General features: G+C 73.5%; 17 protein-coding genes. 12 read left to right on the top strand and 5 right to left on the bottom strand.

All coding sequences use genetic code 11. The features are described 5' to 3' along the window. Position 1: 1 nt before the first annotated feature. On the top strand, positions 2–718 hold the full coding sequence (gene bioD, locus AMK33_RS22225; RefSeq protein WP_073934667.1) for a dethiobiotin synthase: 717 nt from the start codon (positions 2–4) through the stop codon (positions 716–718). Between the two features lie 72 nt (positions 719–790). Beyond that, on the top strand, positions 791–1,492 hold the full coding sequence (locus tag AMK33_RS22220; protein ID WP_073934666.1) for a class I SAM-dependent methyltransferase: 702 nt from the start codon (positions 791–793) through the stop codon (positions 1,490–1,492). Here the strand turns inward: AMK33_RS22220 and AMK33_RS22215 are convergent, their stop codons facing one another. Next, a complete protein-coding gene (locus AMK33_RS22215) occupies positions 1,493–1,867 on the bottom strand; it encodes a fic family toxin-antitoxin system, toxin component (protein ID WP_073934849.1) in 375 nt (124 codons plus the stop codon). Between the two features lie 4 nt (positions 1,868–1,871). Beyond that, entirely contained in the window at positions 1,872–2,123 is a 252-nt protein-coding gene (locus AMK33_RS22210) for a toxin-antitoxin system, antitoxin component (RefSeq protein ID WP_073934665.1), read from the bottom strand. 183 nt (positions 2,124–2,306) lie between these two features. On the opposite strand from AMK33_RS22210, the gene AMK33_RS22205 reads away from it, so the two are divergent. The 8 genes from AMK33_RS22205 (at position 2,307) to mug (ending at position 12,328) form a co-directional block, all read left to right on the top strand. Then, positions 2,307–3,134, top strand: coding sequence for an ABC transporter ATP-binding protein (locus AMK33_RS22205; RefSeq protein WP_073934664.1), 828 nt, complete (start codon positions 2,307–2,309; stop codon positions 3,132–3,134). 4 nt (positions 3,135–3,138) lie between these two features. Beyond that, complete coding sequence (locus AMK33_RS22200) at positions 3,139–5,706, top strand: ABC transporter permease (protein WP_073934663.1); 2,568 nt, start codon at positions 3,139–3,141, stop codon at positions 5,704–5,706. Between the two features lie 743 nt (positions 5,707–6,449). Next, positions 6,450–6,875 (top strand): GNAT family N-acetyltransferase, encoded by a 426-nt coding sequence (locus tag AMK33_RS22195; RefSeq protein WP_073934662.1) that lies wholly within the window; start codon positions 6,450–6,452, stop codon positions 6,873–6,875. A 159-nt stretch (positions 6,876–7,034) separates the two neighbouring features. Further along, a complete protein-coding gene (locus AMK33_RS22190) occupies positions 7,035–8,417 on the top strand; it encodes a hemolysin family protein (RefSeq protein WP_073934661.1) in 1,383 nt (460 codons plus the stop codon). Further along, positions 8,414–9,427 (top strand): hemolysin family protein, encoded by a 1,014-nt coding sequence (locus AMK33_RS22185; protein ID WP_073934660.1) that lies wholly within the window; start codon positions 8,414–8,416, stop codon positions 9,425–9,427. Before AMK33_RS22190 ends, AMK33_RS22185 begins: the two co-directional genes overlap by 4 nt. A 58-nt stretch (positions 9,428–9,485) precedes the next feature. After that, positions 9,486–10,268, top strand: a complete 783-nt coding sequence (locus tag AMK33_RS22180; protein ID WP_073934659.1) for an SGNH/GDSL hydrolase family protein — start codon at positions 9,486–9,488, stop codon at positions 10,266–10,268. A 72-nt stretch (positions 10,269–10,340) separates the two neighbouring features. Beyond that, positions 10,341–11,783, top strand: a complete 1,443-nt coding sequence (gene purB / locus AMK33_RS22175; protein ID WP_073934658.1) for an adenylosuccinate lyase — start codon at positions 10,341–10,343, stop codon at positions 11,781–11,783. Further along, positions 11,780–12,328 carry a G/U mismatch-specific DNA glycosylase gene (gene mug / locus AMK33_RS22170; RefSeq protein ID WP_073934848.1) on the top strand — a complete coding sequence of 183 codons (549 nt, stop codon included), beginning with the start codon at positions 11,780–11,782 and terminating at the stop codon, positions 12,326–12,328. Before purB ends, mug begins: the two co-directional genes overlap by 4 nt. 10 nt (positions 12,329–12,338) lie before the next feature. Here the strand turns inward: mug and AMK33_RS22165 are convergent, their stop codons facing one another. The 3 genes from AMK33_RS22165 to AMK33_RS22155 are packed head-to-tail and all read right to left on the bottom strand — an operon-like array spanning position 12,339 to position 14,465. Beyond that, the gene (locus AMK33_RS22165; RefSeq protein WP_073934657.1) at positions 12,339–12,761 is read right to left on the bottom strand and encodes a hypothetical protein; all 423 of its coding nucleotides are present in this window, start codon (positions 12,759–12,761) and stop codon (positions 12,339–12,341) included. Positions 12,762–12,816: 55 nt separating this feature from the next. Beyond that, the gene (locus tag AMK33_RS22160) at positions 12,817–13,542 is read right to left on the bottom strand and encodes an ABC transporter permease (RefSeq protein WP_073934656.1); all 726 of its coding nucleotides are present in this window, start codon (positions 13,540–13,542) and stop codon (positions 12,817–12,819) included. Positions 13,543–13,544: 2 nt separating this feature from the next. Continuing rightward, the gene (locus AMK33_RS22155; protein WP_073934655.1) at positions 13,545–14,465 is read right to left on the bottom strand and encodes an ABC transporter ATP-binding protein; all 921 of its coding nucleotides are present in this window, start codon (positions 14,463–14,465) and stop codon (positions 13,545–13,547) included. Between the two features lie 108 nt (positions 14,466–14,573). Between AMK33_RS22155 and AMK33_RS22150 the strand changes: the two genes are divergently transcribed. Both AMK33_RS22150 and AMK33_RS22145 read left to right on the top strand, forming a co-directional pair. Then, positions 14,574–15,743: a sensor histidine kinase gene (locus AMK33_RS22150; RefSeq protein WP_073934847.1), complete on the top strand. Its 1,170-nt coding sequence runs from the start codon at positions 14,574–14,576 to the stop codon at positions 15,741–15,743. 14 nt (positions 15,744–15,757) lie between these two features. Next, entirely contained in the window at positions 15,758–16,420 is a 663-nt protein-coding gene (locus tag AMK33_RS22145; RefSeq protein ID WP_073934654.1) for a response regulator transcription factor, read from the top strand. Positions 16,421–16,423 lie beyond the last annotated feature (3 nt).

Here is a 16,423-nt window from a genome sequence, read left to right as displayed (position 1 = left end):
CATGCCGGTGATGGTGATCACGGGCACGGGCACCGAGGTCGGCAAGACGGTGGTGACGGCCGCCCTCGCCGCGACGGCGCTGGCGGCCGGCCGGTCGGTGGCGGTGCTCAAAGCGGCGCAGACGGGTGTGCTTCCGACGGAGGCCGGGGACGCCGAGGAGGTCGCGCGGCTCGCCGGTGCGGTGACGACGGCCGAACTGGCCCGGTACCCGGATCCGCTGGCACCGGCCACGGCGGCCCGCCGGGCCGGCCGGGCGCCGGTGCATCCGCACGAGGTCGCGGAGCGGGCCGCCAAGCTGGCCACGGAGCACGACCTGGTGCTGGTGGAGGGCGCGGGCGGGCTGCTCGTACGGTTCGACGCGGCCGGCGGGACGCTGGCGGACGCGGCGGCGCTGCTGGCCGCGCCGGTGCTGGTGGTGGCGTCGGCCGGGCTCGGCACCCTGAACGTGACGGAGCTGACGGCCCGTGAACTGCGCGGGCGGGGGCTGGACCTGGCGGGTGTGGTGATCGGCAGCTGGCCCGCCGAGCCGGACCTGGCCTCGCGGTGCAACCTGCTGGACCTGCCGGACGTGACCGGTGCCCCGCTGCTGGGCGCCGTACCGGCCGGGGCGGGCGCGCTGGATCCCGCCGGGTTCCGGGCCTCGGCACCGCACTGGCTGGCGCCCCGGCTCGAGGGGACCTGGGACGCGGAGACGTTCCGGGTGCGCGAGGCGCCCTGACGGCGAGCAGGGGGGGTGTGGATCGTCGGTTCGGGGGAGAATCGCCGTAGGCCCGTTCCGGGGGAGGTCCTCATGCAGCTACGGTCCGGCCGGTCCACGAAGGTGCAGCGGGATGCCGTGCACCATCCGGTGTTCGCGCGGTACTACGCCCGGCTCAGCGTCGCCGCCGAGACCCGCGCGGGGATGGCCCAGGTGCGGCGCGGACTGCTCGGCGGGCTGTCCGGCCGGGTGATCGAGGTCGGCGCGGGCAACGGTCTGAACTTCGCGCACTATCCGGGCACCGTCTCGGAGATCGTCGCCATCGAACCGGAGCGGGAGCTGCGGGCGCTGGCCGTGGAGGCCGCACTGCGCGCCCAGGTGCCGGTGGATGTGGCGCCGGGTACGGCGGAGGCGCTGCCGGTCAAGAGCGAGGCGTTCGACGCGGCGGTGCTCTCGCTGGTGCTGTGCAGCGTCCGGGACGTGCCGCGGGCGCTCGCGGAGCTGCGGCGGGTGCTGCGGCCGGGCGGCGAGGTGCGGTTCTTCGAGCACGGCCAAGGCGGCGGCCGGGTCATGCACCTCACCCAGCGGGCGCTGGACCGCACGGTGTGGCCGCCGCTGGCCGGCGGCTGCCATGTGGCGCGGGACCCGGTCGGCGCACTGCGTCGGGCGGGGTTCGAGCTCGGCCCCTACCGGCGGATGCTGATGCCGGACAAGGGGCCGGCGCTGCCCACCTCGTACTGCGTCATGGGCACCGCGTGGCGGCCGACGGACGACGCGGCGGCCGACGGGAGCTGATCACTCGCACCAGCGGCGCAGCTCGGCGGCGATGTCGTCCACGGTCGCCTCGCCGTCCTTGACCAGGCGGGCCAGATCGCGCACCTGTTCCGGCGAGGTGACGACCTTCAGACCGCTGGCGACGAGATAGGCGTACGCGACGGCGGAGGCGAACAGGGCGTTGGAGCGCTCCAGCGCGGGGACGTGGATCAGCAGCTGGAGGAGCGAGGCGGCGCGGGCGTGCGGACTGTCGTAGACGGGGACGTCGAATATCTCGGCCTCGTGGCGTGCGACGGCGGCGACGAGGGCGCCCCAGTCGGTGACCTGGGGGTCCCCCGGGGTCTGCCGCTCGGCGAGCATGAGCAGCCACGCGAGGTCGATGCGCAGGTCGTTCAACGGCTCAGCGGCGACCTTCGCGCGTGCCTTCACGCATGCCTTCGCGCTCCTTGCCGAATTCTTCGGCGAAGACGCTCTCGTACTGCTTCATGAAGTCGGCGGCGGCCTCGACGAAGGCGCGACCCGCCTCGCCGGTGTCCTGCCGGACCAGTTCCTCGATGTAGCGGTTGACGCTCATCCCGCGCGCCAGGGCACGTTCCCGCGCCGCGCGGGCGGTGCCCTCGTCCACGCGCACGTTCAGCTGGGTCTTCGCCATGCCTCGAAGCTAGCGCCGGGGTGCTAGCAGCGGCAAGTGCCTCGGCGGGACCGAGGAACGCGAAGAACGTGTCCCTTACATCGGTATCGGGGACCTGCACCCACGGGGGATACCGGCTGTGGGCCGGATCACACTACCCTCGGCGCGACGAGCACGACTGACGTCCACTCGGAGGAGGCGGCCTTGTCCACACCTGCTGCGGAGCACGCCCCGGGCCTCGCGTCGGCCGACGGGATCGCGGCCCGCGCCCGCGGCCTGACCAAGGCGTACGGCTCGGGCGAGACGACCGTGCTCGCCCTGGATTCGGTGGACGTGGACATAGTGCGCGGACGGTTCACCGCGGTCATGGGGCCGTCGGGGTCCGGGAAATCCACGCTCATGCACTGTCTGGCGGGGCTCGACACCGTTTCCGCCGGACAGGTGTGGTTGGGAGACACCGAGATAACGGGTCTGAAGGACCGTGAGCTGACCCGGCTGCGGCGGGACCGGATCGGTTTCATGTTCCAGTCGTTCAACCTCATCCCGACGCTGAACGCGCGGGAGAACATCACCCTGCCCATGGACATCGCGGGCCAGAAGGCCGATGAGAAGTGGCTGGACCAGGTCATCGACACGCTCGGCCTGCGGGACCGGCTCAAGCACCGGCCCGCGCAACTGTCGGGCGGCCAGCAGCAGCGCGTGGCCTGCGCCCGGGCGCTGGCCTCCCGCCCCGAGCTGATCTTCGCGGACGAGCCGACCGGCAACCTCGACTCCCGCGCGGGGCTCGAAGTGCTCGGCTTTCTGCGCGAGGCCGTGGACTCGCTCGGACAGACCGTCGTGATGGTCACGCACGACCCGGGCGCCGCCGCCCACTCCGACCTGGTGCTCTTCCTCGCGGACGGCCGGATCGTGGACGAGATGCGCCGGCCCACGGCGGAGTCGGTGCTGGAGCGGATGAAGCGCTTCGACGTGCTCCGCGCCCCCGCGGACACCGCCGGCGGCGCGGACGAGCCGACGCCCGGGAAGGACTGACGCCGTGCTGAGGGCGACTCTGCGGAGCTTCCTCGCGCACAAGGGCCGGCTGCTGCTGTCCGCGCTGGCCGTCGTCCTGTCCGTGGCGTTCGTCGCGGGCAGCCTGATCTTCTCCGACACGGTCTCCCGTACCTTCGACCGGCTGTTCGCCTCCACGTCCGCCGATGTGACCGTGGCGCCCCCGGAGGACCTGGAGTCGTCGGTGCCCACGGGAGCCGTCCGGACGGTCCCGGCCTCGCTCGCCCAGGAGCTGTCCCGCGTCGACGGCGTCGAGTCTGCGCGCCCGGACGTCGAGGTCGACAACATCACGGTCGTCGACAGCGACAACGAGTCGGTGGGGCCGACCACGGGCGCGCCGACCCTCGCGGTGGACTGGTACGTCAGCGAGCGCAGTGTGGTGGAGCTGACCTCCGGCCGCACCCCGCGCGGCGACGGCGAGGCGGTGCTGGACGCGGACACGGCCGACGTCAAGGACGTCGGGATCGGGGACACGCTGTCCGTGCAGGCACAGCCGGGCACGTTCCGCGTGGAGGTCGTCGGGATCGCCACGTTCACCACCACGAATCCCGGTGCGGCGCTGGTCTTCCTCGATCCCGAGGTGGCGGCCACCAGACTGCTGGGCTCGGCGGACCGGGCCACGAGCGTCTCCCTCGACGCGGCGCCGGGCGTGACCGACGCGGAGCTGAAGCGCCGGGTCACCGCGGCGCTCGGCGACGGCGGCTACGAGGTGAGGACGGCGGACGAGCTGGCCGAGACGGCCGCCGACGAACTCGGCGGATTCCTCGACGTGATCAAGTACGTGATGCTCGGCTTCGCCGGGATCGCGGTCCTCGTGGGCGTCTTCCTGATCGTCAACACCTTCTCGATGCTGATCGCCCAGCGGACCCGCGAACTCGGCCTGCTGCGAGCGCTGGGCGCCGACCGCAGGCAGGTACGCCGGTCGGTGCTGACCGAGGCGGTGCTGCTCGGTCTGGTCGGCTCCACGCTGGGTCTGGCGGCCGGCGTCGGGCTCGCCTTCGGGCTGATCCGGCTCATGGGCGTGTTCGGCATGAACCTGAAGACCACGGAGATGGTCGTCGGCTGGACCACACCCGTCACGGCGTACGTCGTCGGCGTGGGCGTCACCTTCGTCGCGGCGTATCTCCCGGCCCGCCGCGCGGCGGGCGTGTCGCCGATGGCCGCACTGGCCGACGCGGAGACCGCCGGGGTGGGACGGCCGCTGCGGACCCGCGCGGTGGTGGGTTCCGTGGTCGGCGTGATCGGCGCGGCCGCGCTGGTGGGCTGCGTACTCGCCGGTGAGACCTCCTCGGCGGCCTCGCTGCTGGGGCTCGGTGTCGTCCTCACCCTGATCGCGACCGTCATCGCCGGTCCGCTGCTGGTGCGGCCGGTGATCCGGGTGCTGGGCGGGGCCTTCCCCGCTCTGTTCGGCCCGGTCGGCCGGATGAGCCAGCGCAACGCCCTGCGCAATCCCCGCCGTACCGGCGCGACCGCCGCCGCGCTGATGGTGGGGCTCGCCCTGGTCGGCGGGATGTCGGTGGCCAGCGCCTCGATGTCCCGGTCCTTCGACGAGCAGATCGACAAGACGCTGGGCGCCGACTTCGTGCTGCAGAACGCCAACTTCGTGCCGTTCTCCCAGGAGATCACCGACCGGGTGCGGGACACGGAGGGCGTGGGGCTGGTCGTGCGCCAGCGGTTCGCGCCGGTGGCGGTACGGCTGCCGGACGGGGAGCGGATCGAGACCACCGCCGCCGGGTACGACGACCGGGCGGACGAGGTCGCGCGCGTGACGTACGCGAGCGGCGACACGGCGGCCGCGCTGGCGGACGGCAACATCGCCATGGACGCGGACTTCGCCGAGGAGCACGGCGTCCGCATGGGCGGCACGCTCCCGGTCGAGTTCCCCGGCGGCCGGAGCACCGAACTGACGGTGGCCGCCCTCACCGACATGGAGGGCGGTGAGGGCTTCGGGATGCGGGGCGGGCTGGTCTTCGGCATCGCGACGGTCGAGGAGTACGTGCCCGGCGGGCAGGACTCCGCGCTGTACGTCAACGCGGCCGCCGGGACGGGCGTGGACGAGCTGCGCGACCGGCTGGAGACGACGCTGGAGCCGTATCCGCAGGTGCAGGCCCGTGACCAGGCCGACTACAAGGAGCTGGTGCACGACCAGATCGCCGTCCTGCTGTACCTCGTGTACGCCCTGCTGGGGCTGGCGATCGTCATCGCGGTGCTGGGCGTGGTCAACACCCTGGCGCTGTCGGTGGTGGAGCGCACGCGCGAGATCGGTCTGCTGCGGGCGATCGGCCTGGCCCGGCGGCAGTTGCGGCGGATGATCCGGCTGGAGTCGGTGGTGATCGCCGTGTTCGGCGCGGTGCTGGGACTCGCACTGGGGCTGGTCTGGGGCCTGTGCGTCCAGCAGGTCCTCGCCCTCCAGGGCATGACCGCCCTCGCCGTCCCCTGGGGCACCATCGCGGCGGTCGTCATCGGCTCGGCGGTGGTGGGCATCGCTGCGGCCCTCCTGCCGGCCCTGCGGGCGTCCCGGATGAACGTACTGGAGGCCATCGCGCACGAGTAGCTCCGCGCGGGTGCGGGCGTCCTCCGTCCGGGGGGCGCCTCCAGTAACCCCGCGCGAGTGCGGGTACGGGGCCTCCTCCACGGCCGGCGGCCCGGTGAGCCGCAGTGGCACCGCACGCATGCGGGTGCGGGCGCCCCCGGCCGCCCGTCCGGGGCATCTCCCGTAGCCCCACGCGGATGCGGGTACGGGGCCTGCTCCACGGCCGGCGGCCCGGTGAGCCGCAGTGGCACCGCACGCATGCGGGTGCGGGCGCCCCCGGCCGCCTCTCCGGGGAACCGTCTCCCGTAGCCCCGCGCGGATGCGGGTGCGGGACCTGCTCCACGGTCAGCAGGCCGGTGAGCCGCAGTAGCACCGCGCGCGAGCGCGGGGCTTCCGCGCGGTGCGGTCGGCAGGACGAGTCGCCGCGCGGGTCGTGCCGGACTCGCGGCCTCCGCACGGCAGCGGTCGCACCGGCGCACGGTTCGTGTGGACGCGCGGCGCCGCGCGGGAGCCGCCGGGCCAGGGCCGGCAGCGGCCGACCGGCCACCACGCGCCGGTACGCCGGGCACGCCCACGGCGGGTCGCGCCGGACGAGCGCACCCGCAGCCCGGCGCACCCGCGGAGCCGTCGTCGGACACGTTCCGCGCGGGACCCCGGAGACCCGTGCGGAGCGGAGCGGACCACCCGGCACGACGAGACGCGGCCGAGTGGTCCGGATCGTGGAATGTCGTGTCGTGCGGGAGCACGCGTGCTGTGATCACCGCATGACCGAGCTGCGTATACGGGCCGCGACGCCCGAGGATCTCGACACCGTGCTGGCCTTCTGGAAGGTGGCCGCCGAGGGCACGAGCATCAGTGACGACCGGGACGGCGTGGAGCGGCTGGTCGCCCGCGATCCCGAGGCACTGATCCTCGCGGAGAGCGGCGGTGAGCTGGCCGGCACGGTGATCGCGGGCTTCGACGGCTGGCGGTGCCATCTCTACCGGCTGGCGGTGCACCCGGACCGCCGCCGTCGGGGCATCGCCTCCGCGCTGCTGACCGCCGCGGAGGAGCGGTTCGTACGGCTCGGCGGGCGCCGCGCGGACGCGATGGTGCTCGAGAGCAACGAGACCGCCCACCATGCATGGGGCACCGCCGGGTACGCGCGGGAGGAACGCTGGCGGCGCTGGGTGAAGCCCCTCACCGGGTGATCCACAGTCCGACAGCACGCCTTTGCCGATCCTTTACCCTTGGAGGGCCACTCGGTCCTCCATGAAAGGTTGTGTGCGTCCGCCCATGGGCGAGCCTCCCGGTCCGCGACATCGCGCATCTGTTCCCGTCCTGTCCGACCATGGGACAGAGGTGACCCGATGACCGAAGTGCTCCTCCTCCTGGTGGCGATCCTGCTCTCGCTCGCCTGCGGCGCCTTCGTCGCGGCCGAGTTCTCCCTCACCACGGTCGAGCGGGCCGAGCTGGAGCGGGCCGTCGAACGCGGCGAGCGGGGGGCCGCGGGCGCCCTCAAGGCCGTACGGAACCTGACCTTCCAGCTCTCCGGCGCGCAACTCGGCATCACGGTCACGAACCTGGTGGTCGGCATGCTGGCCGAACCGTCGATCGCCGCGCTGATCGCGGGCCCGCTGGAGGACGTCGGCGTCTCCGGTTCGGTGGCGAGCTCCCTCGCCCTGGTGATCGGCACGGCCCTGTCGACGGTGTTCCTGATGGTGGTCGGCGAGCTGGTGCCCAAGAACTGGGCGATCTCCTCGCCACTGGCCGTCGCCAGACGGGTGGGCAACGCGCAGCGCTGGTTCAGCGCCGCCTTCCGCCCGTTCATCACACACCTGAACAACACGGCCAACCGCATCGTGCGCCGCATCGGCGTGGAGCCCGCCGAGGAGCTGGAGTCCGCGCGCGGGCCGCAGGAGCTCGCGGCGCTCGCCCGGCACTCCGCCCGGGAGGGCGCCCTGGAGCCGGACACCGCCGAGCTCTTCGTCCGCACGCTGAACCTCGCCGACCTCACCGCCGAGAACGTGATGACACCGCGCGTCCAGGTCATCGCGCTGGAGGTACACGCCACGTGTGAGGACGTGGCCAACGTGACCCGGGCGACCGGGCTGTCCCGGTTCCCCGTCTACCGCGACACCCTCGACGCGGTCGTCGGCACCGCGCACGTCAAGGACGTACTGGCACTGCCCGCGGAGCGCCGCGCCCGGGTGCCCGTGTCGGAGCTGATGCGCGAGCCGCTGCTGGTCCCCGGGTCGCTCACCGTCGACCGTCTCCTCGACCGGCTCTCCGGGCGGCGCACCATGGCCGTGGTGATCGACGAGTACGGCGGCACGGCCGGCGTGGCCACGCTGGAGGACATCGTCGAGGAGGTCGTCGGCGAGGTCCGCGACGAGCACGACCCGCACGAGACCCCCGACCTGGCCCGGGCCGGCACCGACGAGAGCGGGCGCGCGCTGTTCTCGGCCGACGGCTTCGCGCGGGTGGACCAGCTCGCCCGGGTCGGTCTGCGCGCGCCGGAGGGTCCGTACGAGACCCTCGCCGGACTCGTGGCGGCCGAGCTGGGCCGGATACCGGCCGCCGGCGACACCTTCGAGGTCGCCGGCTGGCGCCTGGACGTGGTGGACGCCACCGGCCGCCGCGCGGCACGCGTCCTGCTGCACGCGCCCCTGGACGACCGGCACGCGACGGAACAGCGGACGACGGAACGGCGGACGGCCGGGACCACGGACGACAGGGGGGCACGGCGATGACCGTCGTACAGCTGCTGATCGGTCTGGCGACGCTGGTCGTCAACGCCTTCTTCGTCGGCGCCGAGTTCGCGCTGATCTCGGTCCGCCGCAGCCAGATCGAGCCGTACGCCGACAAGGGCGACCGGCGCGCGAAGAGCGTGCTGTGGGGTCTGGAGCACGTGTCCGCGCTGATGGCGGCCGCGCAGCTCGGCATCACGCTGTGCACGCTGGTCCTCGGCGTCGTCGCCGAGCCGGCCATCGCGCATCTGCTGGAACCGGTGTTCCACGCGGTGGGTGTCCCGGAGGGCGCGGGGCACGCGGTGTCGTTCGTGATCGCGCTGGCGCTCGCGACGTATCTGCACATGCTGCTCGGCGAGATGGTGCCGAAGAACATCGCGCTCGCCGAGCCGGTGCGCAGCGCCCTGGTGCTGGGTCCGCCGCTGGTGGCGCTGTCCCGCGCGCTGCGCCCGGTGATCTTCACGATCAACGCGTTCGCCAACACGCTGCTGAAGCTGCTGCGGGTGAAGACACGGAACGAGGTCGTCGCGTCCTTCTCGGACGCCGAGCTGGCCCAGATCGTGAAGGACTCCGGCGAGGCGGGTCTCATCGACGACCGCGCGCTCGAACGGCTGCACGACGCGCTGGAGCTGGGCCGGCGGCCCGTGCGGGACGTGGTGATGCCGCTGGAGGACGTGGTCTACGCGAGCGTGGGGGTCACCCCGGAGGAGCTGGAGCGGCTGTCGGCGGAGTCCGGGTTCTCCCGCTTCCCGGTGGTGGACGGGCAGCGGCGCATCGTCGGCTACCTGCATGTGAAGGACGCCCTCGACGCCTCACCGCGGGACCTGCCGTTCCGGCCGGGCGACATGCGGCCCATCGCGCGGGTGCGGGAGAGCACGCCGATGGACGACGTCCTCACCGCCATGCGGAGCAGCCGTACGCATCTGGCGGCCGTCCTCGGGACCGACGGGCGGCTGGCCGGTCTTGTGACCATGGAGAACGTGCTGCAGGAGCTGTTCGGGCAGCGGACCTGAGCACGGGGAAGGGCGACCGACCGACGGGTATGTGCCACGGGATACCATCTGTGTCGCCATGCAGACTGATCCCACTTCCCCCTACAGCAGCCTCGTCGCCCTCGGTGACTCCTTCACCGAGGGCATGTCGGACCTCCTCCCCGACGGCACCTACCGGGGCTGGGCCGACCTCCTCGCCGCGCGGATGGCGGCCACCACGCCCGGTTTCCTGTACGCCAACCTCGCGGTGCGCGGCAAGCTGATCCAGCAGATCGTCGACGAGCAGGTCGAGGTCGCCGCCGCCATGCGGGCCGACGTCGTCACCCTGGTCGGCGGGCTCAACGACACCCTGCGGCCCAAGTGCGACATGGGGAGGGTGCGGGATCTGCTGACCGAGGCCGTGGAGCGGCTGGCGCCGCACTGCGGGCAGCTGGTGCTGATGCGCAGCCCCGGCCGGCAGGGGCCGGTCCTGGAGCGCTTCCGCCCGCGCATGGAGGCGCTGTTCGAGTGCGTCGACGAGCTCGCCGAGAAGCACGGCGCGCTGGTCGTCGACCTGTACGGGGCTCCGTCGCTCGCCGACCCCCGGCTGTGGGACGTGGACCGGCTGCACCTGACCGCGGACGGGCACCGCAGGGTCGCGGAGGCGGTCTGGCAGACGCTGGGCCACGCACCGGAGGACCCCGAGTGGCATCTGCCCCCGGAGGCGACGCTGCCGCCGCGCTGGGTGGCCCGGCGGGTCGCGGACGCCCGGTTCGCGCGGCAGCACCTGCTGCCGTGGATCGGCCGTCGCCTCACCGGCCGCTCCTCGGGCGACGGTCTGCCGCCGAAGCGGCCCGAGCTGCTGCCGTACGAGGGCCTGTAGCGCCGCCTTGTGCTTTCCTCCAGGCCACCCGGTGGCGCCGGCCTGCAGGAATCGCCAGTAGACTCCCTGTACGTGACTGCTGCGCCCGCCAAGCCCCGTATCCCGAACGTCCTCGCCGGACGCTACGCCTCCGCCGAGCTCGCCACGCTCTGGTCCCCCGAGCAGAAGGTGAGGCTGGAGCGGCAGCTCTGGCTCGCCGTGCTGCGGGCCCAGAAGGACCTCGGGATCGAGGTGCCCGACACGGCGATCGCCGACTACGAGCGTGTCCTCGACACCGTCGACCTGGCCTCGATCGCCGAGCGCGAGAAGGTCACCCGGCACGACGTGAAGGCGCGGATCGAGGAGTTCAACGACCTCGCCGGGCACGAGCACGTGCACAAGGGGATGACCTCCCGCGACCTCACCGAGAACGTCGAGCAGCTCCAGATCCGGCTCTCGCTGGAGCTGATCCGCGACCGCGCGGTCGCCGTGGCGGCACGGCTGGGCAAGCTGGCCGGTGAGTACGGCGAGCTGGTCATGGCCGGCCGTTCGCACAACGTGGCCGCGCAGGCCACCACCCTCGGCAAGCGGTTCGCCACCGCCACCGACGAGCTGCTCGTCGCGTACGGCCGGGTGGAGGAGCTGCTGGGCCGCTACCCGCTGCGCGGCATCAAGGGCCCGGTCGGCACCGCGCAGGACATGCTGGACCTGCTCGGCGGCGACGCGGGCAAGCTCGCGGAGCTGGAGCGGCGGATCGCCGGGCACCTGGGCTTCTCGCAGGCGTTCACGAGCGTCGGCCAGGTCTACCCGCGCTCGCTGGACTACGAGGTCGTCACCGCGCTGGTGCAGCTCGCCGCCGCGCCGTCGTCGCTGGCGAAGACGATCCGGCTGATGGCCGGGCACGAGCTGGTCACCGAGGGCTTCAAGCCGGGCCAGGTCGGCTCGTCCGCGATGCCGCACAAGATGAACACCCGCTCCTGCGAGCGCGTCAACGGCCTGATGGTGATCCTGCGCGGCTACGCCTCGATGACCGGCGAGCTGGCCGGCGACCAGTGGAACGAGGGCGACGTGTCCTGCTCGGTGGTGCGCCGGGTCGCACTGCCGGACGCGTTCTTCGCGCTGGACGGCCTGCTGGAGACGTTCCTGACGGTGCTCGACGAGTTCGGTGCCTTCCCGGCGGTCGTGGCCCGCGAGCTGGACCGCTACCTGCCGTTCCTCGCCACCACCAAGGTGCTGATGGGCGCCGTGCGCGCGGGCGTCGGCCGCGAGGTCGCGCACGAGGCGATCAAGGAGAACGCCGTCGCCACCGCCCTCGCCATGCGGGAGCGGGGCGCCGAGCGCAACGACCTCCTCGACAAGCTCGCCGCCGACGAGCGGCTGCCGCTCGACCGCGCGGAGCTGGAGGCGCTGATGGCGGACAAGCTGTCCTTCACCGGCGCCGCGGGCGACCAGGTCGCCACCGTGGTCGGCCGCGTCGACGAGATCGTCAAGCAGCACCCGGAGGCCGCCGGGTACACCCCCGGGGCGATCCTCTGACGCGCTTCACCCAGGAGGAGCTTCAGGCCGCCCGCGACCGTCTCGTACCGGACGTGGTCGCGGACGGCCTGCGCGTGCTGTTCTGCGGCATCAACCCCGGTCTGATGACGGCCGCGACCGGCCACCACTTCGCCCGCCCCGGCAACCGCTTCTGGCCGGCGCTGCACCGCTCCGGTTTCACGCCCCGGCTGCTGCTGCCGTCCGAGCAGCGGGAGCTGCTGTCGTACGGGCTCGGGATCACCAATGTGGTGGCCCGGGCGACCGCGCGGGCCGACGAGCTGAGCGCCGAGGAGTACCGGGAGGGCGGGCGGCTGCTCGCCCTGAAGGTGGCCCGGCTGCGGCCGCGGTGGCTGGCCGTGGTGGGGGTCACCGCGTACCGCGCGGCGTTCGACGACCGGAAGGCGCGGGTCGGGCCGCAGGAGCGGACCATCGGCGACACCCGCGTGTGGGTGCTCCCCAATCCGAGCGGGCTGAACGCGCACTGGACGCCGGCGGCGCTGGCGGAGGAGTTCGGCCGGCTGCGGGAGGCCGCGGCCGGGCGGTGACGGCCGGTGGTCAGCGCGGGGGTGTCTCCGTGACCACCGCCAGCAGCTGGACCGCGTCGCCCGGGTCCCGGTCGGCGACCGCCACGGCGACCCAGCGGCCGGTGCCCTGCACCTCCCACACCCGGGCCACGCCGGCGCGGGCGCCGAGCCAGGCCCACGGCTCGGGCGTCTCCTCCCGCTCGGTGCGCGGGTTCCAGGGGTCGGTGTCCCCCCAGCGGGAGGCCAGCACCTCGTACACGGCGTCGTGGTCCTTCTCGAACCGGTCCACCGTGACCGCCCGCCGCGCGGGGTCCCCGTCCGGGCCGCCATCGGTCTCCAGTACGGCGACATGGTGGCCCGGCCCCCCGAAGCCGACGTCCGACGGGCCGTGCTCCGCCGGGAAGGGGCGGAAGCACAGCTCGTCGATGAGGGCGATGTGCCGGGCGATGTTCACGGGTCCAGTAAACCCGTCGGCACGGCCGGGCGGCGGGGCGTCGGCCGACTTCCGGTCAGGCGTCCCGGCGGCGCAGGCTCCACGCCCCGGCCACCAGCGCGGCGGCCGTCCACAGCGCGGTGACCGCCAGTCCCGACCAGGGGCCCGGTGTTCCGTCGTGGGTCTCGTACAGGACCACCTGTCCGGCCCGGTCGGGCAGGAAGTCGGCGACGGTGCCGGCCGCGTCGCCGATCACGAAGGACACGACGAGGATGAAGGGGATCAGCACGGACAGCGTGGCCGCTCCGCTGCGCAGCAGGGTCGCGAGGCCCGCGGCGAACAGGGCCATCAGCGTGAGGTAGACGGCGCAGCCCACGACGCCCCGGATCTGCTCGGCCGGGGTGAGGCCGCTCGCCGCCTCGCCGAGCCCCGCCCGTGCCACGAGGAGAGCGGCGAGGGAGGTCAGCAGGCTCACGACCAGCGTGGGGACGGCGATCGCCGTGGCCTTCGCGGCGAACCAGCGTCCGCGCCGCGGGACCGCGGCCAGTGAGAGCCGCAGGGCGCCGTTGTGGTACTCCGCCGATACGGCCATGGCGCCGAAGGAGATGGCGGCGATCTGGCCCAGTGTGACACCGGACAGGGCCGTGAACAGCGGGTCGAGGTCCGGGTCCGGCGTGCCGTCCACTCCGGCGATGGCGGAGAACGCCGTGGTCGCGGCGAACAGCGCGAACAGGGCGCCGGGGAGCGAGCGGACGGTGCGGATCTTCAGCCACTCGGCGTTGAGCACGGGTGCGAACTGCATGGTCAGGCCTCCTGGGGCTGTGCGGCGAACTCGGTCTCGGCGGCGGTCAGGTCCAGATAGGCCTGTTCCAGCGTGCCCCCGTCCGCGGTGAGTTCGAGGATCGGCACCCCGGCGGCGGAGGCGAGGCGTCCGATGTCGTCCACGCGCGCGTCCGGCACGGTCCAGTGGCCGCCCGGATGTTCCACGGCGTCGTGACCGTGCCCGGCGAGGACGCTCTTGAGGGCGGTGGGGTCGGAGGTGCGGATCCGGACCGTGGGGCACACGCGCGCGTCGATGAACTCCCGCATCGGGGTGTCGGCGAGGAGCCGGCCCCGTCCGAGGACGACGAGGTGGTCGGCGAAGGAGGCGGTCTCGTTCATCAGATGGCTGGAGACCAGGACGGTCCGCCCCTCGTCCGCGAGCCGGCGCAGCAGGGTGCGGATCCACACGATGCCTTCGGGGTCGAGGCCGTTGGAGGGTTCGTCGAGCATGATCACCTCCGGGTCGCCGAGCAGCGCGGCGGCGATGCCCAGCCGCTGGCGCATGCCCAGGGAGTAGGTCCGCACCCGGCGGCGCCCCGCGGAGCCCAGGCCGGTCTCCTCCAGCACCTCGTCGACCCGGCGGTCCGGGATGCGGTGGCTCGCCGCCAGGACGCGCAGATGGTCGCGGCCGGTGCGGGAGCCGTGCGCGGCCTGCGCGTCGAGCAGGGCGCCGACCCGGCGCAGGGGTTCCGCGAAGGTGGCGTAGGCGCGGCCGCCGACGGTGGCGGAGCCGGACGTGGGGTGGTCGAGGCCGAGCACCAGGCGCATGGTGGTGGACTTGCCGGCGCCGTTGGGGCCGAGGAAGCCGGTGACGCGGCCGGGCAGGACGCGGAAGGTGAGGTGGTCCACGGCTCGCCGGGTGCCGTACTCCTTGGTGAGGTCCTGGACGTCGATGCTGGTCATGGCAGCAGCGTGACGGCTCGTACCGGGGCGGGGCCTCCCCCGCCGGTGGAGATCGTCTCCCCCGTGCGGGGGAGGTCCGTCGCCGGTGGCGGCTGGCACGATGACGGCATGATCCGCTTGCTGCGCCCGTTCGGCCGGACGGTGACGTACACACGGTTGCTGCATCTGTTCATCGCGATCGTGTGGCCGTCGCTGTGGCTGTTCCTGGAGGAGGCGTGGTGGACCTGGGTGGCGGCGGGCGTGGCGCTCCTGCCCGTCGGGCTGGTGCCCGCGATGCGCACCGTGGAGGGGTTGCAGGCCAGGCTGCTGCTGACCGGTCAGCGGCACGACAGCGACAGCGCCGGCATCGTCGTCGCGCCGTCCGCCTCCTGGAGCGACCGGGGCAGGCTCGTCGTATGGCTTCAGGCGCGGCTGCTGATCGGCTGCGCGACCTCCGTGTTCACCGCGAACCTGCTCATGGCCGTGGTGGACCTGGTGGCGGCGGCGTTCGGCGGGGACACGGCCTCCGGCGAGTCGTTCCTCCTCGAAGGCCACAGCTGGTGGCACGTCCTCCTGCTGCCCCCGGTGTCGGTGACCCTGGCGGCGACCGTGGTCGGCTCGGGCCGGCTGATCACGGCGCTGGCCCGCCGTCTGCTCGGCCCCTCCCCCGCCGAGCGGCTGGCCGCCATGGAGGAACGCACCGAGCAGCTCCTGGAGCGCACCCGTATCGCCCGGGAACTCCACGACTCCATCGGCCACGCCCTGACCGTGGCCGTCGTGCAGGCGGGCGCCGCCCGCGCGGCCGGCGATCCCGCCTTCACCGAGCGGGCGCTGGACGCCATCGAGGAGACCGGCCGGGCCGCGCTGGAGGACCTGGAGCGGGTCCTCGGCGTCCTGCGCGAGTCCGGGAGGCCGGTCAGCGGCCGCCCTGCCCTCACGGACGCCGACCGGCTGCTGGAGTCCGCGCGGGCTTCCGGCGCCAAGGTCGACGTCGCCATGACCGGGCCCCTGGACACCGTGCCCGGGCCGGTCTCCCGCGAGGGGTACCGCATCCTCCAGGAGGCCCTGACCAATGTGCTGCGGCACGCGGGTGCCGTCCCCGTGCGGGTCCGTATCGCGGTCGACGACGGCTCGCTCGGCCTGGAGGTCCGCAATCCGCTCACCGGGGCGATACCCGAACCCGGCCGGGGCAGCGGTCTGCGCGGCATACGCGAGCGCGCGGCTCTGCTGGGCGGACGGGCGCACACCGGTCCCGACCGGGGTGACTGGCGGGTGCGGGTGGAGCTGCCGTTGCGCTGATCTACGCTGGCCGCATGCCGGTCACCGTTCTGCTCGTCGACGACGAACCCCTCGTACGCGCGGGTCTGCGGGCCGTGTTGGAGGCGCAGCCGGACATCGAGGTCGTCGGGGAGGCGGCCGACGGTGCGGCGGTCATTCCGCTCGTACGGCAACTGCGGCCGGACGTGGTCGCCATGGACGTACGCATGCCGCTGCTGGACGGGATCGAGGCCACGCGCGCACTGCTGCGGACGGTCGACGCGCCGCCGAAGATCCTCGTCGTGACGACGTTCGAGAACGACGAGTACGTGTACGGGGCGCTGCGCGCGGGCGCCGACGGGTTCCTGCTGAAGCGGGCGCGGCCCGCGGAGATCGTGCACGCGGTGCGGCTGGTCGCCGAGGGCGAGTCGCTGCTGTTCCCCGCCTCGGTGCGCCGGCTCGCGGCCGAGTACGCCGACGGCGACGGCAACCGCGCGGCGCGCGACGTGCTGGAGCGGGCGCGGCTGACCGACCGCGAGGGGGAGGTGCTGCGGCTGATGGCGCGGGGCCTGACCAACGCGGAGATCGCCGCGCGGCTGGTGGTGGGGACGGAGACCGTGAAGTCCCATGTGAGCGCCGTGCTGGCGAAGCTGGGGGCGCGCGACCGGACCCAGGCGGTGATCGCGGCCTACGAGTCGGGCTTCGTGGCACCGGGCTGAACC

Source organism: Streptomyces sp. CB02400 (genome assembly GCF_001905725.1).
GTDB classification, from domain to species: domain Bacteria; phylum Actinomycetota; class Actinomycetes; order Streptomycetales; family Streptomycetaceae; genus Streptomyces; species Streptomyces atrovirens.
Note: the sequence above shows the minus strand (reverse complement) of the source record. Positions and strands in the feature narration are given on the sequence as shown.

Coding starts and splice junctions, on each gene's coding strand:
- AMK33_RS22180 (WP_073934659.1), top strand. CDS start 9,486: ATGCAGACTGATCCCACTTCCCCCTACAGCAGCCTCGTCGCCCTCGGT.
- AMK33_RS22195 (WP_073934662.1), top strand. CDS start 6,450: ATGACCGAGCTGCGTATACGGGCCGCGACGCCCGAGGATCTCGACACC.
- AMK33_RS22220 (WP_073934666.1), top strand. CDS start 791: ATGCAGCTACGGTCCGGCCGGTCCACGAAGGTGCAGCGGGATGCCGTG.
- AMK33_RS22160 (WP_073934656.1), bottom strand. CDS start 13,542: ATGCAGTTCGCACCCGTGCTCAACGCCGAGTGGCTGAAGATCCGCACC.
- AMK33_RS22155 (WP_073934655.1), bottom strand. CDS start 14,465: ATGACCAGCATCGACGTCCAGGACCTCACCAAGGAGTACGGCACCCGG.
- bioD (WP_073934667.1), top strand. CDS start 2: ATGCCGGTGATGGTGATCACGGGCACGGGCACCGAGGTCGGCAAGACG.
- AMK33_RS22185 (WP_073934660.1), top strand. CDS start 8,414: ATGACCGTCGTACAGCTGCTGATCGGTCTGGCGACGCTGGTCGTCAAC.
- AMK33_RS22145 (WP_073934654.1), top strand. CDS start 15,758: ATGCCGGTCACCGTTCTGCTCGTCGACGACGAACCCCTCGTACGCGCG.
- AMK33_RS22210 (WP_073934665.1), bottom strand. CDS start 2,123: ATGGCGAAGACCCAGCTGAACGTGCGCGTGGACGAGGGCACCGCCCGC.
- AMK33_RS22190 (WP_073934661.1), top strand. CDS start 7,035: ATGACCGAAGTGCTCCTCCTCCTGGTGGCGATCCTGCTCTCGCTCGCC.
- AMK33_RS22150 (WP_073934847.1), top strand. CDS start 14,574: ATGATCCGCTTGCTGCGCCCGTTCGGCCGGACGGTGACGTACACACGG.